The following is a 25,402-nucleotide window of genomic DNA, read 5'->3' on the forward strand; positions in this document are numbered from 1 at the left end:
ATCCTATTTCGTCAGAAAGGTTTAAACGTAAAAAGACCTATTATGGCAAATCAAACTGATACATTATATTAGAATTAACTAAAGGAGATATGAAAATGGCAGCTGACAAACCACACATGAACTTGGCAGTTATCGGTCACATTGACCACGGCAAATCAACCTTTGTCGGAAGATTAATGTTCGAAACAGGAGCAGTACCTGCTCACCTGATCGAGAAATACAAGGCAGAAGCTAAAGAGAAAGGTAAAGAATCCTTCGCTTTCGCATGGGTAATGGACTCCCTGAAGGAAGAGCGTGAGAGAGGTATTACAATCGATATCGCTCACAAGAGATTCGACACAGACAAATACTACTTTACAGTAGTAGACTGCCCAGGTCACCGTGACTTCGTAAAGAACATGATCACAGGTGCATCCCAGGCAGACGCAGCTGTTCTTGTCGTAGCAGCACCTGATGGTGTAATGGCTCAGACAAAGGAACACGTATTCCTTTCAAGAACACTCGGTATCAACCAGCTTATCGTTGCTGTAAACAAGATGGATGCAGCTGAATACAGCGAAGAGAGATACAACCAGGTAAAGGCAGATGTAAGCCAGCTCCTCGGTATGGTAGGATTCAAGGCTTCAGAGATTCCATTTGTCCCAACATCCGCATTCGAAGGCGACAACATCACAAAGTCAAGCCCTAACACACCATGGTACACTGGTCCATCACTTCTTCAATGCCTTAACGAGCTAAAGGAACCAGAAAAGCCAGACAAGCTTCCACTCCGTATCCCTGTACAGGATGCATACACCATCTCCGGTATCGGAACCGTACCAGTAGGTAGGGTCGAGACAGGAATTATGAAGAAGGGTCAGAGCGTAACATTCAACCCAAGTGGCGTAACCGGCGAAGTAAAGTCAATCGAAATGCACCATGAAGAACAGCCACAGGCAGTTCCTGGTGACAACATCGGATGGAACGTACGTGGTGTAGGTAAGAACGATGTCCGCAGAGGAGATGTATGTGGCGCAGCTGACAACCCACCATCAGTAGCAGAAGAGTTCACAGGACAGATCGTTGTCCTTCAGCACCCATCCGCTATCACAGTAGGATACACCCCAGTATTCCACTGTCACACAACCCAGACTGCATGTACTCTCATGTCCATTGACAAGAAACTTGACCCTAAGACAGGTCAGACAAAGGAAGAGAACCCAACCTTCATTAAGGCTGGAGATGCAGCAATCGTAACCATCAGACCAACAAGGCCAATGGTTATCGAACCAGTAAAGGAAATCCCACAGCTCGGTAGATTCGCTATCCGTGATATGGGTATGACCATTGCTGCTGGCATGTGCATGAGTGTCAAACAGAAGCAGTAAGACACTCAAATTTCCTTTTTTTAGGAGAAGAACATGTCACAGAAAGCAAGAATAAGATTATCAGGAATCAGTCCTGTAAACCTTGATGGTGTTTGCGATCAGGTAAAAGCTATTGCAGACAGAACAGGGGTAAGTATCTCAGGACCAGTTCCACTACCAACCAAAAAGATGGTAGTACCTGTCCGTAAGAGTCCAAGTGGCGACGGAACTGCTACATGGGATCACTGGGAAATGCGTGTACATAAGAGACTTATTGACATTGCAGCAGATGAGCGTGCACTCAGGCAGCTTATGCGTATCCAGGTTCCTAAGGACATCAACATCGAGATAGTACTTCAGAACTAAGCTATAGTTATTGCTAGCAATAACTATAACCTTTAAGTTACAGATCAAATCTGTAACCTCTACTTCTCATCTTTCAGCCGGCACTCAAGAGTGCCGGCTATGAAAGATTTTAGGATAGAACTGCTGCAAACCTTCTGTTTTGATAGGTTCTTCCATTTCCTTAAATACTACTGAGATAAACCATCAGTACCGCAAAATATATCTAAACCACCAACTCATTAAAAATGTGGGGTTAAACTATGAAAGAAAAGGTACTGATATTAGGAGCAGGCTATGCCGGATCAGTAGTAGCCAATAAACTTGCCAGAGAATTCAGAAAGAAAATTGCTAAGGACGAACTGGAGATCACCATTCTTGACAAAAGTGACACCAGCATAAATCAGGGAGGATTCACATTCCTTCCATTTGGACTGTACACCCCCGAGGACATAATAAGAAAAAGAAAGAAACTTATCAGTCCACGTGTTAACACTGCCTTTGGAGATGATGGGGAAGTTACATCTGTTAATCTCAATAACAAAGAAGTGGCCGTCAAAAGTGGAAAGAAATACATTTATAACTACCTTGTAATTGCAATGGGAGCCCGTGCAGATGCTGATGCAGTACCCGGACTTGCAAACGAACTAAACACATTTTACACATCCATTGAAGGAGCAATGCAGGTTGGGGAGAAACTTCGAAATCTTGAGAAAGGAGATATAGTTATCTCTGTTGCCTCAATGCCCATACCCTGCCCTGGAGCTCCCGTGAAATTTGCATTCCTGCTCGATAGTTACCTCCGGAATATAAGGAAGAACAGGGAACAATTCAATCTTACATTACTCTGGCCTATGGAACCGATAGGGCCACCTGAATTCAATAAACTTGTAAGCGGCCTCCTTAAAGAGAAGAACATAGAAGTAAAAAGGAGCTTCCCGCTTGGTAAAGTCGATGCTTCCAAAAAAGAACTCAGTTCAAAGGAAGGAGAAACAATCAATTATGATCTTTTGATAGCTGTCCCTCCCCATAAACCTCAAAAACTCCTTGCTGACTCAGGACTTACAGATGAAAAAGGCTGGATACCATGCAATAAGACAACCCTCCAGTATCGAGGACCTGCGGGCAACCACGATGACGTTTACATCCTCGGGGATAACGGACCGGCAGATATACTGAAAACCGGAATAGGAGCACATTATCAGGCTCTCGTAGTTAGCCAGAACCTCATCAATGAGATATATGGCAATAAGATCAAAGTACCATACGAAGGAGAAACCGGCTGCCCCATAATAACAGAGATGGAAACCCCTGTTTCAGCAGGAGAAGCATACATAGCCACATGGAATTACGGAGTCATGCCAGCACCATTCAAGCCAACTAAAATGGGATGGTACATGTATCGTATGTATTACTACCTGCACTGGGACATGAGTGTAAAAGGGTTGTTCTAAGGAGTGATGGACATGGATAATGAAAATACACCAACAAGTATTCCCGTGGGACCTGAAGATATGGAAGCTTTTCTTGATCTGGTAAGAACTGCCAGGATCATGCAGGATTACATGAATGACCAGACAGCCCATGGAATCGCTGAAATCATGGCAACTGTCTTCAAGCTTGCAAACGCAGTAATAAGTACGGACATGGTGGATGTGATCGAGAGAGGATTGCAGGACCCGGAACTTGACAAAGCTCTTATCAATCCACCTAAAGTTGGATTTGGTGGTTTACTAAAACAAATGCAGGACGAGGATTTCCAGAAAGGTCTTGGCGTCATGCTGACACTCGTTAAAGCAATTGGAAGGGCCACAGAAGACTAAAATAAATGCATCCCACTTCCAAAGTGGGATAATTTGTTTTTTGACCTTATTTCGACGTAGAAACATGGTTCAATTTTAGTATGAATATTACACCAGAAGGAACATTGTCTTCTAATGTAATCTCACCATATCTTTCAACTATTTTCCTGGCAATATACAGACCAAGACCCGTATTTGCTGATTCGCCATACTTGAAACCTTCTTCAAATACACGTCCTTTGATCCTGTCAGGTATTCCACTACCATTGTCTGCTATCCTTAATTCGCAAAAGTTATCTTTTTCTTGCATAGTGATATTTATTCTGTCAGCCTTCCCATGGACTATTGCATTCTGTATGATGTTGCTGACCACAGAATGAAGACCGGTATCTGCTTTCACAGAACAATTACCAACCACATTGATGGTAACAGGGAACTCCTGTGCAGCCTCCAATATAAGCTGACGGAGGTTAAGGGTACTCAGTCCTTTAAGGGAAGTAAGTGATTCGAATTCTTTCATTTCCTTTATAAGATTCAGGCTATGTTCAACTGCCTTCTGGGACATATCAAGTTCTCGTTCCTCCATCCTTTCTTTAAGGTTGTCTACTGAAAGATAAATGATATTAAGGTCATTAAGAATATCATGGCGAATTATCTTGTTTACAAGTCCAAGTGTTTCCAGCAGGCTTTCCTGTGATTCTTTTTCCTTTACAAGATCGTATTCTTTCATTTTGAGTTCCCTGTAAAGAAGATCATATGGACTCATAAGACCAGTTACAACTATAGCTTTATACACAAGATAGAAAGAAAGTAGTTTGAAATAGTGCCCTATAAGATTGGAAAAACCATATACATCTATGTAAAAAGTAAATGACAGCTCTGAAAATATAGTAAAGATGATAGCAACGGATAGCAGCCTATAAACATTGTAGTTGAATTCTGCTTTATGCCTGTGTAGCATGAAAAGAGAGGCAAGCAAGAACAATGAGATAATATATTCACTCACTATTTTAAACTGTGTAAGGCCACTACCTTCAATAAAACAATCAGGAAAATAACCTGTAAAAATTGATGTGAGAAGAAGAGAAGTCACTACAAAGTATATGGAAAATACCTTATGAACATTCAGTGCCCTCCCCAGCATAAAAGGAGCAATTAACAGGGAAATACTTTGCATATACCGTGCAGCAATCCATAATTGAGTTGGCAGGTTTGCATCATAACCCAGGAAGATGCACATTCCCTTATAGCTGATTATATGCAAAAAATCAATACCTGCCACAAAAAGAAAGCTTATTCCAAGAAAAAGAAGATAGGAGTTTTTGATATAATTCCTGGAGTTCCAGGCAATCAGAAAAACAGCAGATATAACTACGACACTGGCTACCTCAACAATACTGTGGAATAGGAGATAACTCTTCAGGCTGACAAAATAAAGACATGCCAGAATTAAGAGAACCAGTAAAGTTTCAGAGTATCTTTCACATAAATATCTTGATCCCACAATGCAAACTCCTGTTATTCCCCGAGAATAAACAACAATATAATTTTAGACCACTAATATATGACCCCGTAGATTGAATTTATATGGAAATGAATATCTTTAATTTGCCACATAATTATCCATTCTGGCAGCATTTAGCTCTATCACAAATTTTGCACCTGTTGGTTTATTATCCTCAACCTGTACAGTACCACCATAGCGTTCAATTGTTTTCCTGGCTATATACAATCCAAATCCCGTATGACCGGTTTTTCCATACTTGTATCCTTCATCAAAAGCCCTGGATTTTACTTCATCGGGAATACCTGTACCATTATCTGCAATGGAAATCTCACAAGTGCCATTTTGGCTGACTATTCCAATATCAACCTTGGTGGCGTTTCCATGAATAATTGCATTACTTACTATATTATCAAGCACCGATGACATGGCTTTGTCCGCCATGATAACACAATCCCCTCTTACATTGAATTCTGCTGTGTGTTTACTAATGACACCATCCACCAGACTTTTCACATTCAAAAGCTCAAACTGTTTGTCGCCAGCTGAGACCTCTTCTATTTCCTTTAAATTCCTGATCAGGGCAACACTTTTTTGTGACGCTTGTTTGACCATAGAAAGGAATTTTTCATCGCCATTCTCTTCAAATATATCCAACGCTCCTATGATGATCTGGAGATCATTGGCAATATCATGCCGCAAAATACGATTTGTAGTACGAAGCATCTCAGCAAGTTTTACCTGCTCTTCCCTTGACCTGAATAACTCATGATAACGCCTTATATTGGATATTGCAAGTCCTGAACCTTTTGCAAGATCATAACCAGCACTTAGATACTCATCCAGATATTCCGGGAAAGCAACACCATGTATCTCAATAATACCCAGGACATCAGCAGTTGCCATGATCTTAATCGCAAAACCATCTTCAGTATCAAATACAATATAGTTTGAATCAGAATTCTTCAATTTGATTGTATTTTCCTGTTCAGTTCCAGGTAACTTGCAATACTTAAGCTCCATCCCATCTTCATTAAATGAGTAGTAAACAATATTTTTCGGAGCGAACATAGTGCTGAATAACTTGCAAATAGAATCAATTGCAACAGATTCATCCGTGATATCGGCAATTGTTTTGATAAAATCAATTGACATGGCATATGAAGCCGCTTTTCTGTTGCATATCTTTAACTGGCTCTGTTTCTTTTCAATATTCCATCGAAGTACCAGATTCTCAAATATAAGGTTGAAGTACTCCATACCAACATCATGAATTTTAAATGGAATCCCTGTAAATTCAGATAATTCCTTTGCCCTGACAATAAGGTCAGAATGAACACCTGTATCCAGAATGAGAATAGATGAATATGATTCAGAGAATGAAAAAACTGAATTATTATCATATTGAGCAACAGACTTGATATTATCCTGCCAGTTTTCCAGCCACCCGGAAACTATGATAAAAGAACCTGTCCCTTCATATTCCTGTAGAACTAAGTTCTCAGTAAATAGATCATACATGTGTTCGACCTTATGTACATTAACAGAGCCTGAGTATTCATCCGGAATGGAAACTTTCGGACAGGACCTATCACACAGAAGCAATATATCATTGTCACATTTCTGTTCCCTGATAATATCAAGAATAACTTCAGAGTTTCGGACATCCTGTGAAGAACTAAAATATACAGGTTTTATTCCTTTGAATTGCATATCTTCGGAAAGCACATATTCGACTTCCTTTCGAATGCATTCATGTGTAATGAGATAATTATCGTGAACCATACAATTCTACCTGTATCTTCCCCATTTTTCAACATATTCTGAGACAGACTTAAGCACTTCAGATGGAACAGGATATGGAATCTCACCATGATTGTCAGAGATAATATAGCCTCCACCGGTTGCTGCCTTTTGAATTGCATCTTTTACATGGTCTTCGGTTTCCTGCCGCGTCCAGTGCCTCATTTCTAAACCATTGAGGTTGCCCAATACTGTCATCTTCCCTTTACATACCGCCTTCATCTCTGCAAGATCTTCCAGCACACTTGTACAGATAACCGCAGTTCCGGTTTCTGCAATATCGTTTATTATAGGCAGGCACCTCCCCGAAGCCATGTGAGTTGCGGTCGGACCATTTATCCTGAAAATCGTTCTTTTTGCGACTTTAAAGCCTGTGTCCCGGTAAAGCTCAGGAGGAATAATAGTCGATGAAGAGACCGGATCAAAGTAGCAAATGGCAGTTGCACCTGACTCTATCTGCGCATTAGCCCACTGTATACAGAACTGTTCATTGATTCGCATTAATTCATTGAAAATATCAGGTTGCTCGTATATCAGATCCAGGTAATTACCGAAACCCATCTGCATGGTTGGCAATGAAAAGGGAGACATAACTACTCCAATAATAGGAATATCCTCACCTGCATGTTCTTTTATTATTTCTGTGGTCTTCAGGACTTTCTGCAATTGCAGTGATTCGAATACATCCGGTGCTTCCAGAGAAACTATATCCTGAAAATCCCGGAGTATAGGCCTTCCTGAATTTGGGGGACCATCAGGATAGAAAATTGAATTGCTGCCCCATGCTTCCATTTCAAGGGATGCGTAGTAAAAAGGATAATAACAATCATGACCATATTTATGTTGCATTTTTATCTGGCCCTGCGCAACCATTTCAGGATTTGAGAAATATTCTTCAATAGAAACATTGAACTCCTTGGCACCCTGTGTTGTCAATAACAGGAACAATGGAACCCTGTCAGGTTCTTCGTGACTGAGAGTGGTAAGGACTCTTTCCATGGGTGTCATTTCTTCGCTGCTTATTGGGATACCCCCAGAACCTCGTATATCCTGCCTATAGATTCCATGGCATCCACTGCCATAGCATCAGCACCAACTTCTTTCCACAGGTTACGGTCAAACAAGAATGGTGCACCACCCACTATTATCCTGGTTTTGATACCTTCACGCTCAAATATTAATCTGAGTTTTTTTACCTCATAGGCAATATTGAGCATCAGTGTCGAAGCCATTAGTACCTCAATACCGTCCTCTTTGACCTTTTGGGAAATTTTTTCCGGCCCCATGTCACCATAGTCATGGATATTGAACCCTCTGGCCCTGAGAAAAGAACAAACTATACGTTTTCCAAGCATATGCTCATCGCCCAGGGTTGTAATACCAATAACCGGCATGTCCTTCCTGGCAGGACTTTCGGCAGGCAATATCGTTTCAACTATTTCTTCACAAATCTTGCTTGCCATATACTCCTGAGATAATGCAATTTCACCACTTGCCCACATACGACCTATGTTTTCAAGGGCAGGCGAGATTACCTCATTGATCAACTCAAAAGCATTGTCACCAGTAAATTCATTTATTATCATCGTGGTTGCTGCTACCCTATTTAAAGAAAGTAAAGCATCCTCTAATTCCAAAGCCAGATAATTATCCGTACCTATACACGCACCACCTGATAAATGATATAAAGACTATGGTATTCAGTTATATAAGCTTATTATTAAAAAATAGATGTAGTCTTTAAAAAATATAATGAATGATCAATGTTGTATTACCAGTTACACTTACTCAAGAAAAAACATAATTAGATGATATTGTCAGGAAATAATGGGAAAAAGTATATAAGAAAAAGTACAATTCTCAATTGTGAACACAATGCCTTAAATGGCAAATCCAATCTATATAGAGATATTAAACAAAGGTATTATTCATGACCTACATCGAAAAAACGACGCTTGACAGGGAAGCATTAGTAGAGAAAATACTACAGCTCAAAAAAGAACGTAATGCTGTAATACTTGCCCACAACTACCAGGTAAAAGAAGTGCAGGACATAGCTGACTTCACGGGAGACTCATTGGAACTTGCCAGAAAAGCAGCCAATCAGGATGCAGATGTAATAGTATTCTGTGGAGTTGACTTCATGGCAGAAACAGCAGCCATCCTTTCACCTGAAAAAACAGTATTACTACCTGCTGCAGATGCAAATTGCCCTATGGCCGAAATGATAACTGCAGGAGAACTACGCGTCCTTAAAGAGAGATTCCCTGATGCGGAAGTTGTCTGTTATGTGAACACCTCAGCGGAAGTGAAAGCAGAGAGCGATATATGCTGTACATCCTCAAACGCTGTAAAAGTGGTCGAATCTCTTGATGCTGACCAGGTCATTTTCGTGCCTGACAGGAATCTGGGCAGTTATGTAGCCCGGTTCACCGACAAGGAAATAATGCCCTGGGAAGGATTCTGTTTTGTACATGACAGGATCACACCCGAAGATGTGAAGACAGCACGCCAGCTTCACCCTGATGCAGAAGTTCTGGTACATCCTGAATGCAGATCGGAAGTCGTTGATCTGGCAGACTATGTCTATTCAACATCCGGCATGATAGAACATGTCTTTAAGAGTAGCAGTAAAGAATTCATTATCGGTACTGAAGTAGGGATACTTCACAGGATGAAAAAAGACTGCCCGGACAAATTATGCTATCCTTTATCTTCAAATGCAGTATGCATTACCATGAAAAGAACAGACCTTCAGAAAGTTTACAAGGCCCTTGAAACTCTAACCCCTGAAGTAACAGTCCCGGAAGATGTGGCAGACAGGGCACGTCTGGCAATCCAGCGAATGCTTGACCTTTAAATTACTGAAAAATGAAAATAGGGATCAGGAATTATAGGCTTCCCCGGGTATCCAGCGATCACCGGCATCCCCTATTTCCTTTTTCCATATGGGGACACTTTCCTTTATTCTCTCGAGAATATACTCGCATGCATCAAATGCTTCCTTGCGGTGCCCTGCACCTACAATTATCAAGAGGATATTCTCACCCACAGGCAATTCCCCTATTCGGTGAATAACATCCACACTTTCAATGTCGAATTTTTCAAAGGCTTCATTACGTATGGTTTCAAGTTCACTGATGGCCACTTCTTCATAAACCTCGAACTGAAGTAAGTCCATCCCATCATCCCTGACAGTTCCCAGGAAAGTAACCATTGCACCCATTTTACTAGTTCTTGCCTGAGATATCATTGCGTTTATATCAAAGTCATCATGTGTAATTTTTATCATAGGAATCACTCCTGCAACTTGCCGATGTTACAACACACCTTGCAATCCTTCCTTCGGGATACTTTCAGTGTTTCCATCTCCGAGTAAAGACCATTCCATATGAGCAAACGGTTGGTCAGAAGCTCACCGGTACCCACTAGATACTTGATAACTTCGTTAGCCTGTATCATAGCAATTATACCAGGGGTCACGCCAACAACAGGAAATACTTCCGTTGGCGGAGGACTGGGAAAAACACAGTTGAAGCATGCACTTTCCCCGGGAATGATCGTCATTGCCTGACCATCAAAACCACGGATAGCACCATGAATAAGAGGTATACCTTTTTCGTGGGCAACCTGATTGAGAAGATAACGGACAGGGTAATTGTCCATTGCATCGACTATAATGTCAGCGTCACCTACCAGCTCCCGGATATTGGACTCATCTATTGTCAGATGGAATGTCTCGACGTTAATATGCGGATTTGCAGCCTGGAGTTTATCTTCAACAGATAATACTTTCTCCCTGCCTATATCCGATTCCCAGTGCAGTACCTGACGGTTAAGGTTGCTTGACTCCACAGAATCACGATCTGCAATTCTCAGGTGTCCCACACCGGCAACAGCAAGATAAAGGACTATCGGACACCCCAGTCCCCCTGCACCTGCAATGAAAACCTTTGCATCCTTTAATCGTTTCTGGCCATCCTCACCAAAAAGCATGATCTGCCTGCTATAACGTTCAAGCTCTTCTTTGCCTAGCATAATCCATATTCCTCAAACATGATTAATAACGGATAAGGATATCAAAGTTTATCCCTGTTGACCTTTATTTCATATTTCTCTGCAATATCCTGAAGGGAATCTGCAAGATAGTTGATCTTTTCCCATGAGAGACCATAGGTACTGAGCTTCCACGCGCGGGTTGCGCCAGCAAACTCCCCTACTATTCCCCTCTTTGTGAGTTCATCGGAGAAGAAGAAACCTCTTCTCTTATGTTTTTCTGCAACCACATCAAAGCTTCCGGTGGTGTCAACTTTTGAAAGGGCGTGCTTTCTCGGGTACTCAGATAATACTGCACTTCCTTCTATTTCGAGCAGCTTATCCATGAGGAAATTGGATTTCTTTAATTCTTCATCCCATTTCTGGGTACGCTCTTTCACTGTGGGGAAAGAGGCTATCATTGCCATCAGGGTCGAGCCCATAAGAGTACATCCAAGCATCTCGACCTCTTTAACTCCGAATTTGCGATTGGTCAGGTCACCTGTCATCTGCGTTGTCCTGAATACCACATCAGCCCATTCATCGGTTGTGGCAAGGACACCTGATGGTGCAGGGGACGCCATACTTTTGTGACCGGAACCAACTATAAAGTCAGCACCGATCTTCTTTCCATCCACAGGCATCACACCTACGGTATACGCTCCGTTGTAGAGGAAAGGAATATCATATTGGCGGGCAACCTTCCCGATCCCACTTACATCATGCTCATTTGCAAGCTGATAATCGAAATGGTCGATCATGATAAGTGCGGGAAGCTTTCCGGTCTCAGCAGTAACGTCCTCTATCCTGTCTGCCACTGCATCGGCTGTGATAATATTATTCTCATTAAGAGGGACTTCCTTCACTACACCGCCTGCACCTTCAACTGCAAGGAACTCTGTGTAGTGTGCCAGAGATGAGACGATCACAGTATCCCCCGGTTTCACAAGGCTTGATGTGACAGCCTGGAATCCTCTTCGTGCTCCAGGGACTACACGAGCCGTATCCATGTTAAGGAAAGCAGCAAGCTCCTGGTGGAAATCAGCGATGGGCGGTTTGGATATCTTGTCAAGTCTGAAGGGCTTACGACAACTGTCACAGGTAGAGTATCCGTCCCCATATGCAATGAGTGCCTTGCGGGCCTCCGGGGTTAGTCTTCCTGCTGCCTGTATTGGCTGGATATTAACGTATTCTTCCTCACGGCTTCGAATACCCAGTGTTCCGCCGATCTTAGTGATCTCAGGAACGCCGGTTCCAGCTTCCAGGTCGTCTATTACCGACCTGATATGCCGTATTTGCTCATTGAACCCATCCATATCTGTCGGGCCAGTCGAACCTGGTAGTGACTGACGCAGCATTTCGCGGACGTCTTCAAGGGCAAATAGCGCTTCAAATGTTTTCTGTGCTCTGATATCCATAGGAATACCTCGTGCTGCATCCCGGCTGTCAGTGAAAAAAGCACTTCCAGACAAAATACAGCATTAATATCGTGCATTTATCACCTATTCACGATTGTGAAATGATAATTAACAATAGTGAATATATAAACCATTGCATTGAGGAAAAGGAAAAGTGAAGATGAGAGAAAAGACTTTTAAGATTCAGGTTATATTCACAATTGTGAGCAAATACTCATTTTTAATTAAAAACTGATTAGCCAGAGGAAAAAATATCATGAAATTACCCTGTCAGATGATTGTCTGGGATGTTTTGCCAGCCATCAGAGCAGCAATTGCAGAAGAACTCGTTAACTGCGGCCTTTCCCAGCAGGAAGTTGCCAAAGAACTGGAAATGGCACCTTCGGCTGTTTCACAATACCTCTCCAAGAAAAGAGGTTATCGCATAGTATTTGATGAAGATGTCAAGAAATCCATACGCGTTCTTGCAGAAGACATGGAAGCAGGCCGTGTTGATAACCTTGCAGCAAGGATATGTGACATCTGCCACCAATTGCGTGAAGATGAGCAGCAATGCCATAATAGTGAAAGTGAAAAGTAATTAGAGGCATTTCCAGCCACGTAAACTTCTCCGGATGAGATCTTATGCTAAACGTTAAGCGGATAAGAGGCGATTTTCCAATCCTCGGGGACGTATCCTATATGGATAATGCCGCAACCAGCCTTTCCCCGGAACAGGTGCTTAGCTCCACAAACGATTTTGAAAGGCATTATCGGGCCAATGTAGGACGAGGTGTACACAGACTTACGAATGTAGCTTCCCAGCGTTACTGGCATGCACACCAGAAGATAGCCCGGTTCATTGGCGGAGAGAGTGGCATTACCGTGCTTACGAAGAATACAACAGAAGCCATCAATATGGTTGCCTGCGGGACAAAGTGGAATAAAGGTGACAAGGTGGTCACCACGATCCTTGAACATCATTCTGATTTTTTACCGTGGATGCGTCTGCGCAAGAGAGGCGTGAATGTTTCAATAATAAGAACAGATGCCCATGGTTCACTCGATATTAAAGACTTTGAGGCAGCAATAGATGAGAATACTAAGATCGTTGCCGTCACCCATGCCTCAAATGTCCTGGGAAACCTGTTGCCGGTAAAAGAGATAGCTGCCATCTGCCATGAAAAAGGAGCGAAACTACTTGTAGATGGGGCACAGTCAGTTCCGCACATCCCCATTGATGTAAAAGAACTTGGTTGCGATTACCTTTGCTTTTCAGGACATAAGATGTTAGGACCCACCGGAACAGGAATACTGTGGATGAAAGAGGAAGGACTTCAACCGCTGATGCTTGGTGGCGGTATGATAGGAAAGGTATCCGTGGATGATTACACTCTTGCAGAAGGGTATGAGAAGTATGAAGCCGGAACTCCCAATATTTCAGGAATGATAGGACTAGCAACGGCTATAGATTATCTTGATGATATAGGTATGCAGAACATAAAAGAGCATGAGGATAAACTGACAAAGCGACTGCTTTCAGGACTTCACGGTATTGAAAATGTGACTGTTTACGGACCTGAAAACATTCATGAAAGGATAGGTGTCGTATCCTTCAATGTTGAAGGAATGCATCCGCATGAAGTGGCACACATTCTTGATGAGGGCGCAGCTATCATGACACGGTCAGGAGAGCACTGCTGCCAGCCACTTATGAACCATATGGGACTTGAGAGCGGCACTGTCCGGGCAAGCCTCTATCTGTACAACACTGACGAGGAAGTAGACCTTCTGATAGACACAATGGAAGAACTGACAAGGAGATTATGAATGTACAGAGAAGTAGATTGTATAAAAGGAGATGGTGATTCCTTTGACCTGGAAATGCATCCGGTCATCGAAGAGATGCCACTTGCTGTCACTGTTAATGGGAGACATGCCCTTACCGCAATGGTAAGTCCTGATATGCTAAGGGAATTTGTGATCGGCTTTCTTTACACAGAGGGAATAATCAAAGATACGGATGAGATCGAGTCGATCAAAATTGAAGACACAAATGCCAGCATTCTTACAAAAAGTCCTTTCAAGATACTTGTCTCGAAGAAAACGGTCCTTAGTGGCTGTGGCGGGTCAATGTCCTACCTTGATATAGCCAAACTTCCTGAGATCGAGTCGGACCTCATCCTTGATTCTGAAACGATACGTACCGTTGTGAAAGAAGCACTTGATTCACAACTTCATGTATTGACAGGCGGAATACATGTAGTTGGAATGTACAATGCAAAAGGAAAGGTTTGTGTTGTTGAGGATATTGGAAGGCACAACGCACTTGACAAGATAATAGGCTATGCTCTTGAGAAAAATATCGATCTTTCCAGTACATACATCATCTGTTCCGGAAGGATATCATCGGAAATGGTAAGGAAATGCCTGACAGCTAACATCCCGGTAGTTGTCTCAAGAGGAGCAACTACAACACTTGCAATTGATATCGCAAGATCCCGTGGACTTACTATTGTCGGTTTTGTACGCAGCAAAAAGATGAATGTTTACTCAAGGGGAAACCGAATAACAGATATCCCACTTTCCATTTCTGAATCTCTGCGGGAAGATGAAAAAGAAGAAAGTAAGATGAAATGAAGATGTTCCGGCTCAGCCACCGAATACGACCTGCCTTATGTGAACATTATCACCATTATTAAGTACGGTATCTTCCGGAATGATGTGCCCGTCCCTTGACACAAGCACTTCTCCCTGACTTATGTCCAGATGGCGCAGCAGTTCTTCAACAGTAACTGATCCCATATTCATTTCTTCTGTTTTACCGGATGGCAATTTTACTTTCATGGTATGACCTGTAATAGATGGTAAAAATAAAACAAGGGGTTTTAGACTTTCAGGTTTATACGTTTTTAGCAAGAGCCATTGAGGCTCCTGCTTATCTGAGGGAAGCGAGGTGGAGAAGACCTCAAGCCAAGGCCCGGATTCGAACCGGGATGGAATCGCTCTGCAGGCGATTGCGTAGCCGCTCCGCCACCTTGGCAGACGTTTTTCTTCACAATTGTGAATATACCTAATACACAATTGTGATATTTAAGGTTTTTGTTCGCAACAATACTAAACAAATTATTATGCTTCATACTGAGAACTACTGTACATACTCACACAAATCTCCAAAACAACATCCAAACAACATTATATTTATCTTCAATGAGAAACATGCAGAACGAGCTTATTAATTTCAAGTAATGGACCTGTAGTGTAGCGGATATCACTTAAGCCTCCGGAGCTTAGAACCCGGGTTCGAGTCCCGGCAGGTTCACTAAAATTGCTTATATAGACCTATATGCTTTGTGTTTTTCCAGTTAATATCCACCTTTTTAAATATTGTCTGTGGCACATAATATACAATAGTGCACACCGCATTATAATTTGACAAAGCATAATGTCTTCCCGGAACTACTTGATTATTATTCCATAGCCCTAATTTAAAGTGTCTTTTTGCATACATTGACCATTTTTATCAAATTAGAGTATTGATAAAAGCCATTTAAATCTGGGGGCCACACAAGATTAGACATCTTTCTTATCAATTTTGATTTAGTGAGTTCTGCAGAAATTATATATAGTTGTATAAACCACATTCCTGCGCATAGAAAGGTAGATGGGAAGAAAGTCATCGGCGTACTAATATTTGAAGGAACTTTGTGAATAAACTCAAGTGAGAGCTTGTTCATATTTTTCAGAGCACAAGTATTCCGTTGACAATCTAATGTATTAGACATTAATTGATATATTCCTTGGGTGTATTCCTAACTATTTAGTTGATACAATTATATGATGATAAAAAATGGCACAACTTGATGTAAATTCAGAAATTGTAAAAGTCGTTAATGACAGTCCTGTGACTATATTCATATGGAAGCCAGAAGAAGGGTGGCCAGTAGAATTTGTCTCAGAGAATGTCAAACAGTTTGGATATTCATCTGAAGAGTTTCTTTCAGGCAGATTAAAGTATGAAGATATAATCCATCCTGATGACATTGAACGTGTACACAGAGAGGTTACTGAATACTCTGAAACATGTGTTGATAATTTTGTTCAGGAATATAGAATATTAACGCCATCCGGTGAAATACGGTATGTTGACGACAGAACTATTGTTCGGAGGGATGAGAGCGGTAATATTCAGTATTATGAAGGTATTATACTTGATATAAGCCAGCGAAAACTCTCTGAAAAAATAATAGATTGCCGCAATCAGATTCTTGAGGGCTTGGCGTCGGGTGAAACTCTTAATGAGATTCTCGCACGTTTGGTGAGATCAACTAAAAGACTTATACCGGAAGCAATCAGTATTGTCATGTTACTGGATGAGGAAAAGAAACATCTGGTTCATGCTATTTCTCTTGATCTTCCGGATTTTTACAAAAAAGCTATTGAAGGACTACCCATTGGTGAAGGTATAAGTTCCTGTTCAACTGCTGTTTACACCGGGAAAAGGGTTGTTGTAGAGGACATAATGGAGCATCCATACTGGGATGATCTTAGGGAAGTTGCAGTCCAGGCAGGCATTAGGGCTAGTTGTTGCGAACCCATAAGAAGTTCGAATAATGAGATATTTGGAACTTTTGGAATCTACTTCTGTGAACCACACAGGCCTACAAAAGAAGAAATTGATATCCTAAAAGCAAATGCCAATCTCGCAGCTATTGCAATAAACAAAAAGAACGTATTGGATAATGCTATTGAATCTGAACAAAAGCTTAAGATCATTCTCAATAATGTGAACGATCAGATCTATATAAGTGAACTTGACGGAAAAACACTCGCTGTTAACCAGGCCGTAGTAGATACATTGGGTTACAGCAGAAACGAGATGTTAAATTCCTATCCAATCGACATAATTCCCGCAAAAGATGTGCGTCAAGTGTCAAAACTTATGAAGAAGATCGAAAAGGATGGAAGGGCGGTATACGAGACCGAGGCTATACACAAGGATGGCAGGAGAATACCGCTGGAAGTCAGTGCCCGATTTATAATATATGATGGGAAGAAAGTCATCCTGTCAGTTGCCAGAGACATCACTGAGCGCAAAAGAGCCGAAAGAAAGCGCCGGCTTGAAGAGGAAAGGCTTGAAGCTCTTGTTAAACTAAATAGAATGACAGGTGCATCGTTGAATGAGATCACCGATTTTGCAAGGGAAGAAGCTGTAAGGCTTACTGAAAGTACGCTTGGATACCTTGCGTTCATGAATGCAGATGAAACAGCTCTTATTATGCATTCCTGGTCGAAAAGTGCTATGAATGAATGTGGTATCAAAGACAAACGTTTCGTGTATCCTATAAAGACTACCGGGTTATGGGGTGAAGCAATAAGGCAGCGCAGACCTATAATCACAAATGATTACTCTCATCCAAGTCCTATGAAAAAGGGATACCCTGAGGATCACGTGGAACTTACCAGGCATATGAATATTCCGATATTTGATGGTGACCATATAGTTGCCGTTGCAGGTGTTGGCAATAAAACAGAAGATTATGATGAATCAGATGTACGCCAGCTTACCTTATTGATGCAGGGCATGTGGAATCTCATTCAAAGAAAACAAATAGAAGATGCCTTAAAACAATATTCCGATGAACTAAAGATGGCAAATGAGGAACTAAGGTCCATTAACAGAATGAAGACCGAGTTCATTGCAGAAAGGCTGGAGTTTATAGATGGTCCTGAGCGTGCAGAGTGCGGTATCTTTGATGATGAGATGGTCATGGCTATTGATGATCAGCAGGCAAAAGCTATCGATTCCGTATTGCTTAACTCTGAAAGATTGAAACGTATGGTAAATTCACTTCTGTATATGAGTCAGGAACAGGCTGGAAAGATTGTATATACTTTTTCCCAGACGCATGTGGACAAACTAATATCTGAAGCCTTGATGAATCTTATATTACTAATAGATGAGAAAGGAATTGATTTAGAAGTTAATGTACCTGAGGGATTACCGACAATAAGCTCTGATAAGGATAAACTGACTCAAACATTGATAATTATTATAGATAATGCGATCAAATTCACTCCAGAAGGGGGAAGAATAAACATAGATCTGAGTGAAGAAAGTGCCCATCTGCACTTGAGGATATCTGATACGGGGCCAGGTATACAAAAAGATCTTATTCCGCATATCTTCCAGAAATTCTATCAAATGGAGGACTCAATGAGTCGAATGTACCAGGGACTTGAATCCGGTCTGTACATCTGTAAAGACATAATCCTTGAACATAAAGGGGAGATATGGATCGAAAGTGAAAAGGGTAAAGGAACAACATTCCACATAAGGCTTCCAATAGAGGTTGCGGAAGGCGATTCCACGCAGAATATCAAACGTGAGATGATGGCATGAAACTGGCTTTGTTAGGTACTCTTTTTCTCTCAGACAAAAGAAAAGATCTCCTCCTTCTGCTGATAGAAAGACCTATGAACATCGATGAGATCAAAAGCACACTTAATGTCACGTCCAGTGCTATGATGACGCAGATAAAGATCCTCATTGATCAGGGCATAATACTTTATGAGAATGATCAGTACCGACTTTCCAGTTTTGGTGAAGTTATTGTAAAGAAAATGGTCCCTCTATTAAATACCTTAATGGTCTTTGAAGACAATAAACAATACTGGGAAAATCATAAGGTAAAAGGTATTCCGGCACATCTTCTAGAGAGTATAGAAGAGCTAGGTTCCTGTGAACTTGTTGAGCCGGAACTCAATCGTATGTATGAATTGCCGAAAAAGTTCACCGACAATCTTGTACAGTCAAAATATATCATGGAAATCTCCTCTTCATTCAGCCCTACTTATCCTTATAAATACATTGAACTTGCCAGGAAAGGTGTCCGAATCTCACTCATAATAACAGAGTCTGTATTTGAAAGATTTGAAACGGAGTATTCCGAACAATTGAAGGATTATCTCGGGATGGAAAATACGGAACTTTTTGTGTGTAAAGAGGATATTGATTTTGCCTCAAGTGTAGTAACAGACAGATTCCTTTCATTGACACTGTTCTATAAGAATGGGATGTTCCACAATCATGCTATGATGAGTTTTGAAATGGATGCATTGAAGTGGGGAGAAGATATGTATCAGTTTTTCAGGCAGGCAGCACAAGAAGTGACTGGTCTCTGAGGTCCGTTTTTCATGTAGGGGATAGTTCCTCTGGTTATATTTTACTTTTTTTATCATGAAGTACTTGGATGGATATATTCTATTTTTGCTTTCATCAGATCAAAGCCATTAATTTAATTAAAACCATTAATCTAATTGTTGTTCATTTCAATTGTTAACGTTGTTAATTCCCAGGGTTTCATTCATAGGATTATGGTCCTGCTTAAAATGATAGCTGGTTCATAATATTAATGCCATTAACATATTACCTCCGGTTATGATATATATCGCAAATGAAATACTGTTCTTTGTTAACAGTGAGAAATGAAGGTTCACTGTGGAAACGATTTAAATTTTGGAGGCAATCTATGAAAACAGCAATCTTGAACCAATTAGCGGAAGCTGTGGTCGAAGGTGACGACGACCTGGCAGAAGAACTTTCACAAAAAGCCCTTGAAGAAGGTATCGATCCTTACGAGGCGATTGTGGACGGACTTGCAAAAGGAATGATCATTGTAAGTGACAAATATGAAAAAGGTGAAGCCTTTGTGCCACATCTGCTCATCGCATCCGGTGCCATGTATGCAGGTATGGACATACTGACCCCACATATGAAAGTAGAAGAGGGTGCCGGAAAGCGTTCTATTGGTGTGATTGGTACTATCGAAGGAGATGTCCACGATATCGGAAAGAACCTTGTCAAGACAATGATGTCTGCATCCGGCTTTGATATGGTCGATTTGGGACATGATGTGCCGGTCGAGAAATTCATAGAGGTGGCGAAGGAGAAGAAAGCAGACTTTGTTTCCATGAGTGCCTTGATGACCACTACCATGACCAACATGGAAAGAGTAATTGAGATGCTGCAGGAGGAAGGTATCAGAGATTCCCTCATAGTCATGATAGGAGGAGCACCTGTTTCCCCTGAATTCGCAGAAAAGATCGGTGCAGACTCTACACACTCTGATTCCATGGCGGCTACGGAATGGGCAAAGGATGCGGTAAGCAAACTTGCTCCTGCTGAACAGAGATGGAGCGAAGAGAAGATCTCACTTGGTAAGGTCAAATACAGAGAGATCCTGTCTAAAAAGAAGGTCAAAGGAAAGACAGACATCGGTCTGGAAACTGCGAAGCAGATCATTGCAGACTTTGAGAGTGTAGCTGTCAAGACAAAGGAAGAAATGACCCATATGGACAGGACACTGGCAGCAATGGGCGACAAAAAGGTCGACAGATTACCGGTATATCCTCTTGCCTGTGGAGTACTCAGGAAATTTGCCGGTGTTAATTACAAGCAGTATGCCACTGACATCAATGCGTTTGTTGAGAGTGCTTACCTGGGATCCAAATATCTGGATACAGACATGTTCGTAGGGCTCATAGATCTTTCTGCAACATCATCTGACTTTGGATGTAAGATAAAGTACCCTGAAGATGACACACCTTCATCTGAAGGACACCTTGAGGCATATGAACAGATTGAAGTTCCTGAGGTCAAGGAAGGTACTCGCGCCTATGAACTTATAATGGCTTCCAAGGCGGCTACTGAGAAACTTAACAAGGAACTCAATACACCATTTGTCGGATTCCATGAAGGTCCTCTGCTTACCCTTACCCAGCTCATGGGTGCAGATCGTGTCCTGATGGATATGAAGACACATCCTGATGTGGTGCTTGAAGCTGTCCAGAAATGTACAGATTACATCTGCCAGGTATCTGAACTGTTCTTTGAAGAAAGTGCCTGTAATGCACTGTGTATCGATAACCTATGGTCCAACAACGTAATCATGGACGAAGAGGACTACTGGAAGTTCGATGGAAAGTTCGTATATGACCAGCATTTGCCAATATTCAAGAAATACGATCAGCCATACATAATACACAACTGTGCAGATGCAGTACACTATGAAACACAGATCAAGAAATTCGGAACTCAGTTGTACAGCTACGCATACTATCCAAAACTAAGGAGCAAGGGATCACAGAACTATGCAGACCTTATTCCAAAGTATGGCGATATGTGCTGTATGATGGGAGAGGTCAACCCTGTAGAGTTTATGGATAATACCCCTGCAGGTGTTCAGAAAATAAAGGATGACACTAAAGATCTGCTTAAAGGTGTGCTCCCCGTACTCAAGGAGAACGGACTGCAATCCAAGTATGTAATGGCATCTGGTTGTGAGATACCACCTGGAGGACCTCTTACGACCGTGAAGGCAATGGTGGACACTGTAAAGGAACTGGGTCCTGACCTTCAGAAACAGATATTCGGATAAGCAGGAACTATCACTTCCCCCTGCTTTTCCTTTTTTTATTCTCATACGTGATTTAAAGATCACTTTATGAGGTCTATATCCATTGGGTGGTAAATCCCCATCTCCACAAAAGGGGGGTAAACCGCCCAACCTCCACATAACCCCTCCACATAAAAGGTGATAAGAATGAATCTTGGACTTGGCATAGACACTGGCGGCACATATACAGATGCTGTAATAATGGATCTTGAAGATGGATCAATAATAGATTCAAACAAATCGCTCACTACTTACCCTGATCTGATAACGGGAATAATTAATTCAATTGATGGCCTTAAAGCCGAATATCTTGCTAATGTGAGATTCACTTCAGTATCCACCACACTTGCCACCAACACCACGCTGGAGGGCAAGGGATACCCGGCAGGTCTCATACTCATAGGGTATAATATATCCCGGAAAATTCCAACAGACCATATCCTTTCCATAGAAGGCGGGCATGATGCTGATGGAAATGAAATGGAACCCCTGGGCAACCTGGGGAATGTGAGGGAATTTGTAACAACTAACCAACATAAGGTATCATCGTTTGCTGTATCATCGTATTTTGGAGTACGCAACCCGGAACATGAACTTATGGTCAAAGAGATGATCCAGGATCTGACAGATCTCCCCGTTGTTTGCGGACATGAACTTTCCATGGAACTTGGAGCCTACGAAAGGGCTTTGACAGCACTTCTTAATGCTCAGCTGATCCCGGTAATAGACCAGTTCATAAGGTCTGTAAGGTCTGTGATGCAGAATAAGAACATCAATTCGGTCTTAATGATGATGAAGTGTGACGGGTCGCTGGTCAGGATCGAAGAGGCACTGAAAAAACCAGTAGAATCCATTTTTTCCGGACCTGCTGCAAGCCTGTTGGGAGCTGCACATCTGACAGGCCTTAAGGACTGCCTGACCGTAGATGTGGGAGGGACAAGTACGGATATCTCTATGATCCTCGATGGCATGCCTGCCATCAGCAGTTCAGGTGCTGTGGTCGGCGATTGGGATACAATGGTCAAGGCTATCAAAATGAATACGTCTGCCATTGGAGGGGATAGTCATGTGTGGATGAAGGAAAAAGCGCATATCGGACCTACCAGGGTCATACCCCTATGTCTTTGCGCTGCCGAATTCCCCTCCATACTAAGTAAATTGCAGCATGCTGAAAAGTTCTCAAGTCGCATAATGAACGATATCATCCAGCCAACAACATTTTTCATGTCCAATGGAGCAAAATCCCATTCCCTGCACTCCTCTGAACTGGAGATAGAAGAGATGGAAATATTCGATGCAATTACAGACGAACCATCCTCTATATCGGATATTGCCTCTAAGACAAATAAGCATGCTCTGATGTTCGAAGGTATCCTGAGAAAGCTCATACAGAAAAGATATGTAAGACAGGTAGGCTTCACCCCTACTGACGTCCTACATGTGACCGGTGACTATACAAGATGGGATTCCAGTGCATCGATGCTGGGGGCCTTGGTCCTTTCAGAATATACTTCCATAGAACCCTTTGATCTCTGCACCAAACTCAAAGAAGATGTTGCCAGAGAAATCGTACTCAATCTCATTGCACACTGTGCAGATAAAGTGAAGAAAACATATCTGGAAAAAATATTGACAGGCACAGAACTAATGAAATTCACGATAAAAACCCCTGTGGTAATGGTAGGTGCTCCGGTAGCCCCATATTTGAAAGATATGAAATATTTCATTGATGCGGACATAAGACTTCCGCAGTACCATGAAGTGGGTAACGCTGTAGGTGCACTTGTCGGTAATGTGGTGTACAGGGAAGAAGTGCTGATAAGGCCAGCAGGTCCGGGAAGTTCACAATATCTGGTATTCTCCGAAAAAGGAAGACAAATGTTCGATGATTATCAGGATGCTCTTGACATGGCCAATTCCCTTGTCAACAGCACAGTTTCAGAGTATATGTCCGGCTACGGATTAAGTATGGATAATGTAAGGTTCGATCTTGAATGTAATAATATCGGGAGTATTGGAACAGTACCCCTTGAGACAAAGATTGTAGGGGTAGCCGTTGGTTCCCCCAGGAGGGTAATATGAGCACTTCACTGGAATATGCAGGAAATATGAATGCAGGGAACATGAACAGTATGAATGCACTGGATAATATGGATGCTCTGCGTCAGAGTGTGCGCAATCGTATCGGGATCAAGGATGATGTTGAAGAAGATGGTCTGATATACGAGATGCTACATGCTTCCAGAGATATTAAGGATCTTCTTGTATCCTCTTTTGGGCCACGTGGCTCGAGCAAGATAATAATCAATCCTACAGATGACATTTTCCTGACAAGTGATGGAAAGACCATAATCGAACAGATCGATGTGTTGCATCCTGTGGTCACGTCCCTCAAAGAACTTGCCATGTCCATGGACAGAGTATGTGGAGATGGTACAAAGACCGCAGTGATCATCGCTGCTTCTCTTATTGAGAATGCTGCTAAACTCGTGGATATTGGCCTGCATCCGACAACCATCATAAAAGGATACCAGCTTGCTCTGAACAAAGTGTACGATATCCTCAACTATGAGAGTATTCGGATAAGTTCTGACAGTGATCTTCATTCTGTCATAGAGAATGCCAGCCTGAGTAAAGGGGTTGAACCCCATCAGGCCCGGATAATAGCTGATATCGTTCTAAAAACACTTGCAATGATCAGGGATACCCATGGTGATGGTCACATAGATCTAAACGATTATGTCAAAGTTATAAAAAAGGTAGGTGCTCCATCTATAGAATCTATTTCAGGAATGGTCCTGGATGAAAGACCTGCAAGATCAGACATGCCTTATCACCTGGAAAATGCAAGCGTTCTTATGATCAATGGCAATGTGAAATTTGAGAGTAAGATCATAAATTCCCAGCGCAATCTAAGAATAGATGATCTCGCCGATCCAAAGCTGATCTTGCATGGACAGGAACGAAATTTGAAAGCCATGTCACAGAAGATAATTGATTCCGGGGCTAACCTTGTCTTTTGTGAAGGAGATGTGGATGAATCTATTGAGGCATCACTTGCAAAACATGGGATTCTACTTTTCCAAAAACTGAAGATAAGGGATATGGAGATGGTCTCAAAGGCAACAGGTGCAAGTATTCTTTCCATCAGGGATGATATACTTCCTCATAATCTGGGTTTTGCCGATGAGGCGAAGGTAGAGAAAAGAAACGATGAACATTTCCTTTTTCTTTCTGTCAGTGATCAGCTGATATCCACGATTATGATATGGGAGCCTTTCAGGTATGGTCTTGAAAAGATAGAGGAAGCAGTAGATGATGCAGTCAACAATGCTGCATTCATACTGAAGAATCCTATTGCCGTCAGAGGTGGAGGGGATGTCGAATTTGTGCTCTCACAGATGCTCAGGCATTATTCTTCCACGATTGTTGGGAAAGAGCAACTTGCAGTTATCGAATATGCAAACGCCCTTGAAGAGATTCCCAGAACACTTGCAAGAAACGTTGGTCTCAATGAAGTGGATACGATAACGAAAATGCTCAACTCCTATAACAAGGGAATAGACTGCAGGATCGACCTTAGCCGAAATGTCATTGCCAATGACCCTCCTGTATATGATTCTTTCAGCATTAAACAAATGGCTATTATCGCGGCGACTGAGGCTGTAAGCAATATGTTGAGAATTGATAAGATCGTATTGAAAAAGTCCTGATG

21 protein-coding genes and 2 tRNA genes are annotated in these 25,402 nt (G+C 41.9%); 14 read left to right on the plus strand and 9 right to left on the minus strand.

What is annotated here, in order from left to right; translation table 11 throughout:
* Positions 1-95: 95 nt before the first annotated feature.
* From tuf to RE476_RS06790, 4 genes are all read left to right on the plus strand, one after another.
* Positions 96-1,367, plus strand: a complete 1,272-nt coding sequence (gene tuf, locus RE476_RS06775; protein WP_309306906.1) for a translation elongation factor EF-1 subunit alpha — start codon at positions 96-98, stop codon at positions 1,365-1,367.
* A gap of 33 nt (positions 1,368-1,400) precedes the next feature.
* Complete coding sequence (gene rpsJ, locus RE476_RS06780) at positions 1,401-1,712, plus strand: 30S ribosomal protein S10 (protein WP_015052947.1); 312 nt, start codon at positions 1,401-1,403, stop codon at positions 1,710-1,712.
* A gap of 239 nt (positions 1,713-1,951) precedes the next feature.
* Positions 1,952-3,142: an NAD(P)/FAD-dependent oxidoreductase gene (locus tag RE476_RS06785; protein ID WP_309306908.1), complete on the plus strand. Its 1,191-nt coding sequence runs from the start codon at positions 1,952-1,954 to the stop codon at positions 3,140-3,142.
* Between the two features lie 12 nt (positions 3,143-3,154).
* Entirely contained in the window at positions 3,155-3,511 is a 357-nt protein-coding gene (locus RE476_RS06790; RefSeq protein ID WP_309306909.1) for a DUF1641 domain-containing protein, read from the plus strand.
* Between the two features lie 46 nt (positions 3,512-3,557).
* Here the strand turns inward: RE476_RS06790 and RE476_RS06795 are convergent, their stop codons facing one another.
* The 4 genes from RE476_RS06795 to RE476_RS06810 form a co-directional block, all read right to left on the minus strand.
* Positions 3,558-4,994: a sensor histidine kinase gene (locus RE476_RS06795; protein WP_309306910.1), complete on the minus strand. Its 1,437-nt coding sequence runs from the start codon at positions 4,992-4,994 to the stop codon at positions 3,558-3,560.
* A 99-nt stretch (positions 4,995-5,093) separates the two neighbouring features.
* On the minus strand, positions 5,094-6,779 hold the full coding sequence (locus tag RE476_RS06800; protein WP_309306911.1) for an ATP-binding protein: 1,686 nt from the start codon (positions 6,777-6,779) through the stop codon (positions 5,094-5,096).
* A 6-nt stretch (positions 6,780-6,785) separates the two neighbouring features.
* Complete coding sequence (locus tag RE476_RS06805) at positions 6,786-7,805, minus strand: uroporphyrinogen decarboxylase family protein (protein WP_309306912.1); 1,020 nt, start codon at positions 7,803-7,805, stop codon at positions 6,786-6,788.
* Between the two features lie 11 nt (positions 7,806-7,816).
* On the minus strand, positions 7,817-8,434 hold the full coding sequence (locus RE476_RS06810) for a cobalamin B12-binding domain-containing protein (RefSeq protein ID WP_309306913.1): 618 nt from the start codon (positions 8,432-8,434) through the stop codon (positions 7,817-7,819).
* Between the two features lie 293 nt (positions 8,435-8,727).
* Here RE476_RS06810 and nadA point away from each other — a divergent pair, with 293 nt between their 5' ends.
* The gene (nadA, locus tag RE476_RS06815; RefSeq protein ID WP_309306914.1) at positions 8,728-9,657 is read left to right on the plus strand and encodes a quinolinate synthase NadA; all 930 of its coding nucleotides are present in this window, start codon (positions 8,728-8,730) and stop codon (positions 9,655-9,657) included.
* 24 nt (positions 9,658-9,681) lie between these two features.
* Here the strand turns inward: nadA and RE476_RS06820 are convergent, their stop codons facing one another.
* From RE476_RS06820 to pscS, 3 genes are read right to left on the minus strand one after another with little or no spacing between them, the layout of a single operon-like run.
* On the minus strand, positions 9,682-10,089 hold the full coding sequence (locus RE476_RS06820; RefSeq protein ID WP_309306915.1) for a molybdenum cofactor biosynthesis protein MoaE: 408 nt from the start codon (positions 10,087-10,089) through the stop codon (positions 9,682-9,684).
* A gap of 5 nt (positions 10,090-10,094) precedes the next feature.
* Positions 10,095-10,835 carry a HesA/MoeB/ThiF family protein gene (locus RE476_RS06825; RefSeq protein ID WP_309306916.1) on the minus strand — a complete coding sequence of 247 codons (741 nt, stop codon included), beginning with the start codon at positions 10,833-10,835 and terminating at the stop codon, positions 10,095-10,097.
* A 41-nt stretch (positions 10,836-10,876) separates the two neighbouring features.
* Positions 10,877-12,250: an O-phospho-L-seryl-tRNA:Cys-tRNA synthase gene (pscS, locus tag RE476_RS06830; RefSeq protein WP_309306917.1), complete on the minus strand. Its 1,374-nt coding sequence runs from the start codon at positions 12,248-12,250 to the stop codon at positions 10,877-10,879.
* A gap of 256 nt (positions 12,251-12,506) precedes the next feature.
* Here pscS and RE476_RS06835 point away from each other — a divergent pair, with 256 nt between their 5' ends.
* Genes RE476_RS06835 through fdhD form a run of 3 tightly spaced genes read left to right on the plus strand, consistent with a single transcriptional unit; the run spans position 12,507 to position 14,869 of the window.
* Positions 12,507-12,830, plus strand: coding sequence for a transcriptional regulator (locus tag RE476_RS06835; protein WP_309306918.1), 324 nt, complete (start codon positions 12,507-12,509; stop codon positions 12,828-12,830).
* Positions 12,831-12,874: 44 nt separating this feature from the next.
* On the plus strand, positions 12,875-14,059 hold the full coding sequence (locus RE476_RS06840) for an aminotransferase class V-fold PLP-dependent enzyme (RefSeq protein ID WP_309306919.1): 1,185 nt from the start codon (positions 12,875-12,877) through the stop codon (positions 14,057-14,059).
* Positions 14,060-14,869 (plus strand): formate dehydrogenase accessory sulfurtransferase FdhD, encoded by an 810-nt coding sequence (gene fdhD, locus RE476_RS06845; RefSeq protein WP_309306920.1) that lies wholly within the window; start codon positions 14,060-14,062, stop codon positions 14,867-14,869. It begins immediately after the preceding gene.
* Positions 14,870-14,881: 12 nt separating this feature from the next.
* Here the strand turns inward: fdhD and RE476_RS06850 are convergent, their stop codons facing one another.
* Together RE476_RS06850 and RE476_RS06855 are read right to left on the minus strand one after the other, a co-directional pair.
* Complete coding sequence (locus RE476_RS06850) at positions 14,882-15,076, minus strand: MoaD/ThiS family protein (protein ID WP_309306921.1); 195 nt, start codon at positions 15,074-15,076, stop codon at positions 14,882-14,884.
* A 124-nt stretch (positions 15,077-15,200) separates the two neighbouring features.
* A tRNA-Cys gene (locus RE476_RS06855) sits at positions 15,201-15,272 on the minus strand.
* 207 nt (positions 15,273-15,479) lie between these two features.
* Between RE476_RS06855 and RE476_RS06860 the strand changes: the two genes are divergently transcribed.
* The 6 genes from RE476_RS06860 to RE476_RS06885 all read left to right on the plus strand — a co-directional run bounded on the left by RE476_RS06860 (position 15,480) and on the right by RE476_RS06885 (position 25,400).
* Positions 15,480-15,551, plus strand: a tRNA-Arg gene (locus RE476_RS06860).
* A 528-nt stretch (positions 15,552-16,079) separates the two neighbouring features.
* Complete coding sequence (locus RE476_RS06865; RefSeq protein WP_309306922.1) at positions 16,080-18,632, plus strand: sensor histidine kinase; 2,553 nt, start codon at positions 16,080-16,082, stop codon at positions 18,630-18,632.
* On the plus strand, positions 18,629-19,414 hold the full coding sequence (locus tag RE476_RS06870; protein ID WP_309306923.1) for a helix-turn-helix transcriptional regulator: 786 nt from the start codon (positions 18,629-18,631) through the stop codon (positions 19,412-19,414). The genes RE476_RS06865 and RE476_RS06870 overlap by 4 nt, the downstream gene beginning before the upstream one ends.
* 347 nt (positions 19,415-19,761) lie before the next feature.
* Entirely contained in the window at positions 19,762-21,669 is a 1,908-nt protein-coding gene (locus RE476_RS06875) for a methyltransferase cognate corrinoid protein (protein WP_309306924.1), read from the plus strand.
* A gap of 165 nt (positions 21,670-21,834) precedes the next feature.
* Positions 21,835-23,769 (plus strand): hydantoinase/oxoprolinase family protein, encoded by a 1,935-nt coding sequence (locus tag RE476_RS06880; RefSeq protein ID WP_309306925.1) that lies wholly within the window; start codon positions 21,835-21,837, stop codon positions 23,767-23,769.
* On the plus strand, positions 23,766-25,400 hold the full coding sequence (locus RE476_RS06885; RefSeq protein ID WP_309306926.1) for a TCP-1/cpn60 chaperonin family protein: 1,635 nt from the start codon (positions 23,766-23,768) through the stop codon (positions 25,398-25,400). The genes RE476_RS06880 and RE476_RS06885 overlap by 4 nt, the downstream gene beginning before the upstream one ends.
* Positions 25,401-25,402: the final 2 nt, after the last annotated feature.

The organism is Methanolobus mangrovi, assembly GCF_031312535.1.
GTDB lineage: Archaea > Halobacteriota > Methanosarcinia > Methanosarcinales > Methanosarcinaceae > Methanolobus > Methanolobus mangrovi.

Bases quoted from the DNA above. Each gene is read 5' to 3' on its own strand.
- RE476_RS06875 (WP_309306924.1), top strand. From the start codon at position 19,762: ATGAAAACAGCAATCTTGAACCAATTAGCGGAAGCTGTGGTCGAAGGT.
- RE476_RS06850 (WP_309306921.1), bottom strand. From the start codon at position 15,076: ATGAAAGTAAAATTGCCATCCGGTAAAACAGAAGAAATGAATATGGGA.
- RE476_RS06835 (WP_309306918.1), top strand. From the start codon at position 12,507: ATGAAATTACCCTGTCAGATGATTGTCTGGGATGTTTTGCCAGCCATC.
- RE476_RS06825 (WP_309306916.1), bottom strand. From the start codon at position 10,835: ATGCTAGGCAAAGAAGAGCTTGAACGTTATAGCAGGCAGATCATGCTT.
- RE476_RS06885 (WP_309306926.1), top strand. From the start codon at position 23,766: ATGAGCACTTCACTGGAATATGCAGGAAATATGAATGCAGGGAACATG.
- pscS (WP_309306917.1), bottom strand. From the start codon at position 12,250: ATGGATATCAGAGCACAGAAAACATTTGAAGCGCTATTTGCCCTTGAA.
- rpsJ (WP_015052947.1), top strand. From the start codon at position 1,401: ATGTCACAGAAAGCAAGAATAAGATTATCAGGAATCAGTCCTGTAAAC.
- RE476_RS06865 (WP_309306922.1), top strand. From the start codon at position 16,080: ATGGCACAACTTGATGTAAATTCAGAAATTGTAAAAGTCGTTAATGAC.
- RE476_RS06785 (WP_309306908.1), top strand. From the start codon at position 1,952: ATGAAAGAAAAGGTACTGATATTAGGAGCAGGCTATGCCGGATCAGTA.
- RE476_RS06880 (WP_309306925.1), top strand. From the start codon at position 21,835: ATGAATCTTGGACTTGGCATAGACACTGGCGGCACATATACAGATGCT.
- RE476_RS06800 (WP_309306911.1), bottom strand. From the start codon at position 6,779: ATGGTTCACGATAATTATCTCATTACACATGAATGCATTCGAAAGGAA.
- fdhD (WP_309306920.1), top strand. From the start codon at position 14,060: ATGTACAGAGAAGTAGATTGTATAAAAGGAGATGGTGATTCCTTTGAC.
- RE476_RS06805 (WP_309306912.1), bottom strand. From the start codon at position 7,805: ATGACACCCATGGAAAGAGTCCTTACCACTCTCAGTCACGAAGAACCT.
- RE476_RS06840 (WP_309306919.1), top strand. From the start codon at position 12,875: ATGCTAAACGTTAAGCGGATAAGAGGCGATTTTCCAATCCTCGGGGAC.
- nadA (WP_309306914.1), top strand. From the start codon at position 8,728: ATGACCTACATCGAAAAAACGACGCTTGACAGGGAAGCATTAGTAGAG.
- RE476_RS06870 (WP_309306923.1), top strand. From the start codon at position 18,629: ATGAAACTGGCTTTGTTAGGTACTCTTTTTCTCTCAGACAAAAGAAAA.
- tuf (WP_309306906.1), top strand. From the start codon at position 96: ATGGCAGCTGACAAACCACACATGAACTTGGCAGTTATCGGTCACATT.
- RE476_RS06790 (WP_309306909.1), top strand. From the start codon at position 3,155: ATGGATAATGAAAATACACCAACAAGTATTCCCGTGGGACCTGAAGAT.
- RE476_RS06820 (WP_309306915.1), bottom strand. From the start codon at position 10,089: ATGATAAAAATTACACATGATGACTTTGATATAAACGCAATGATATCT.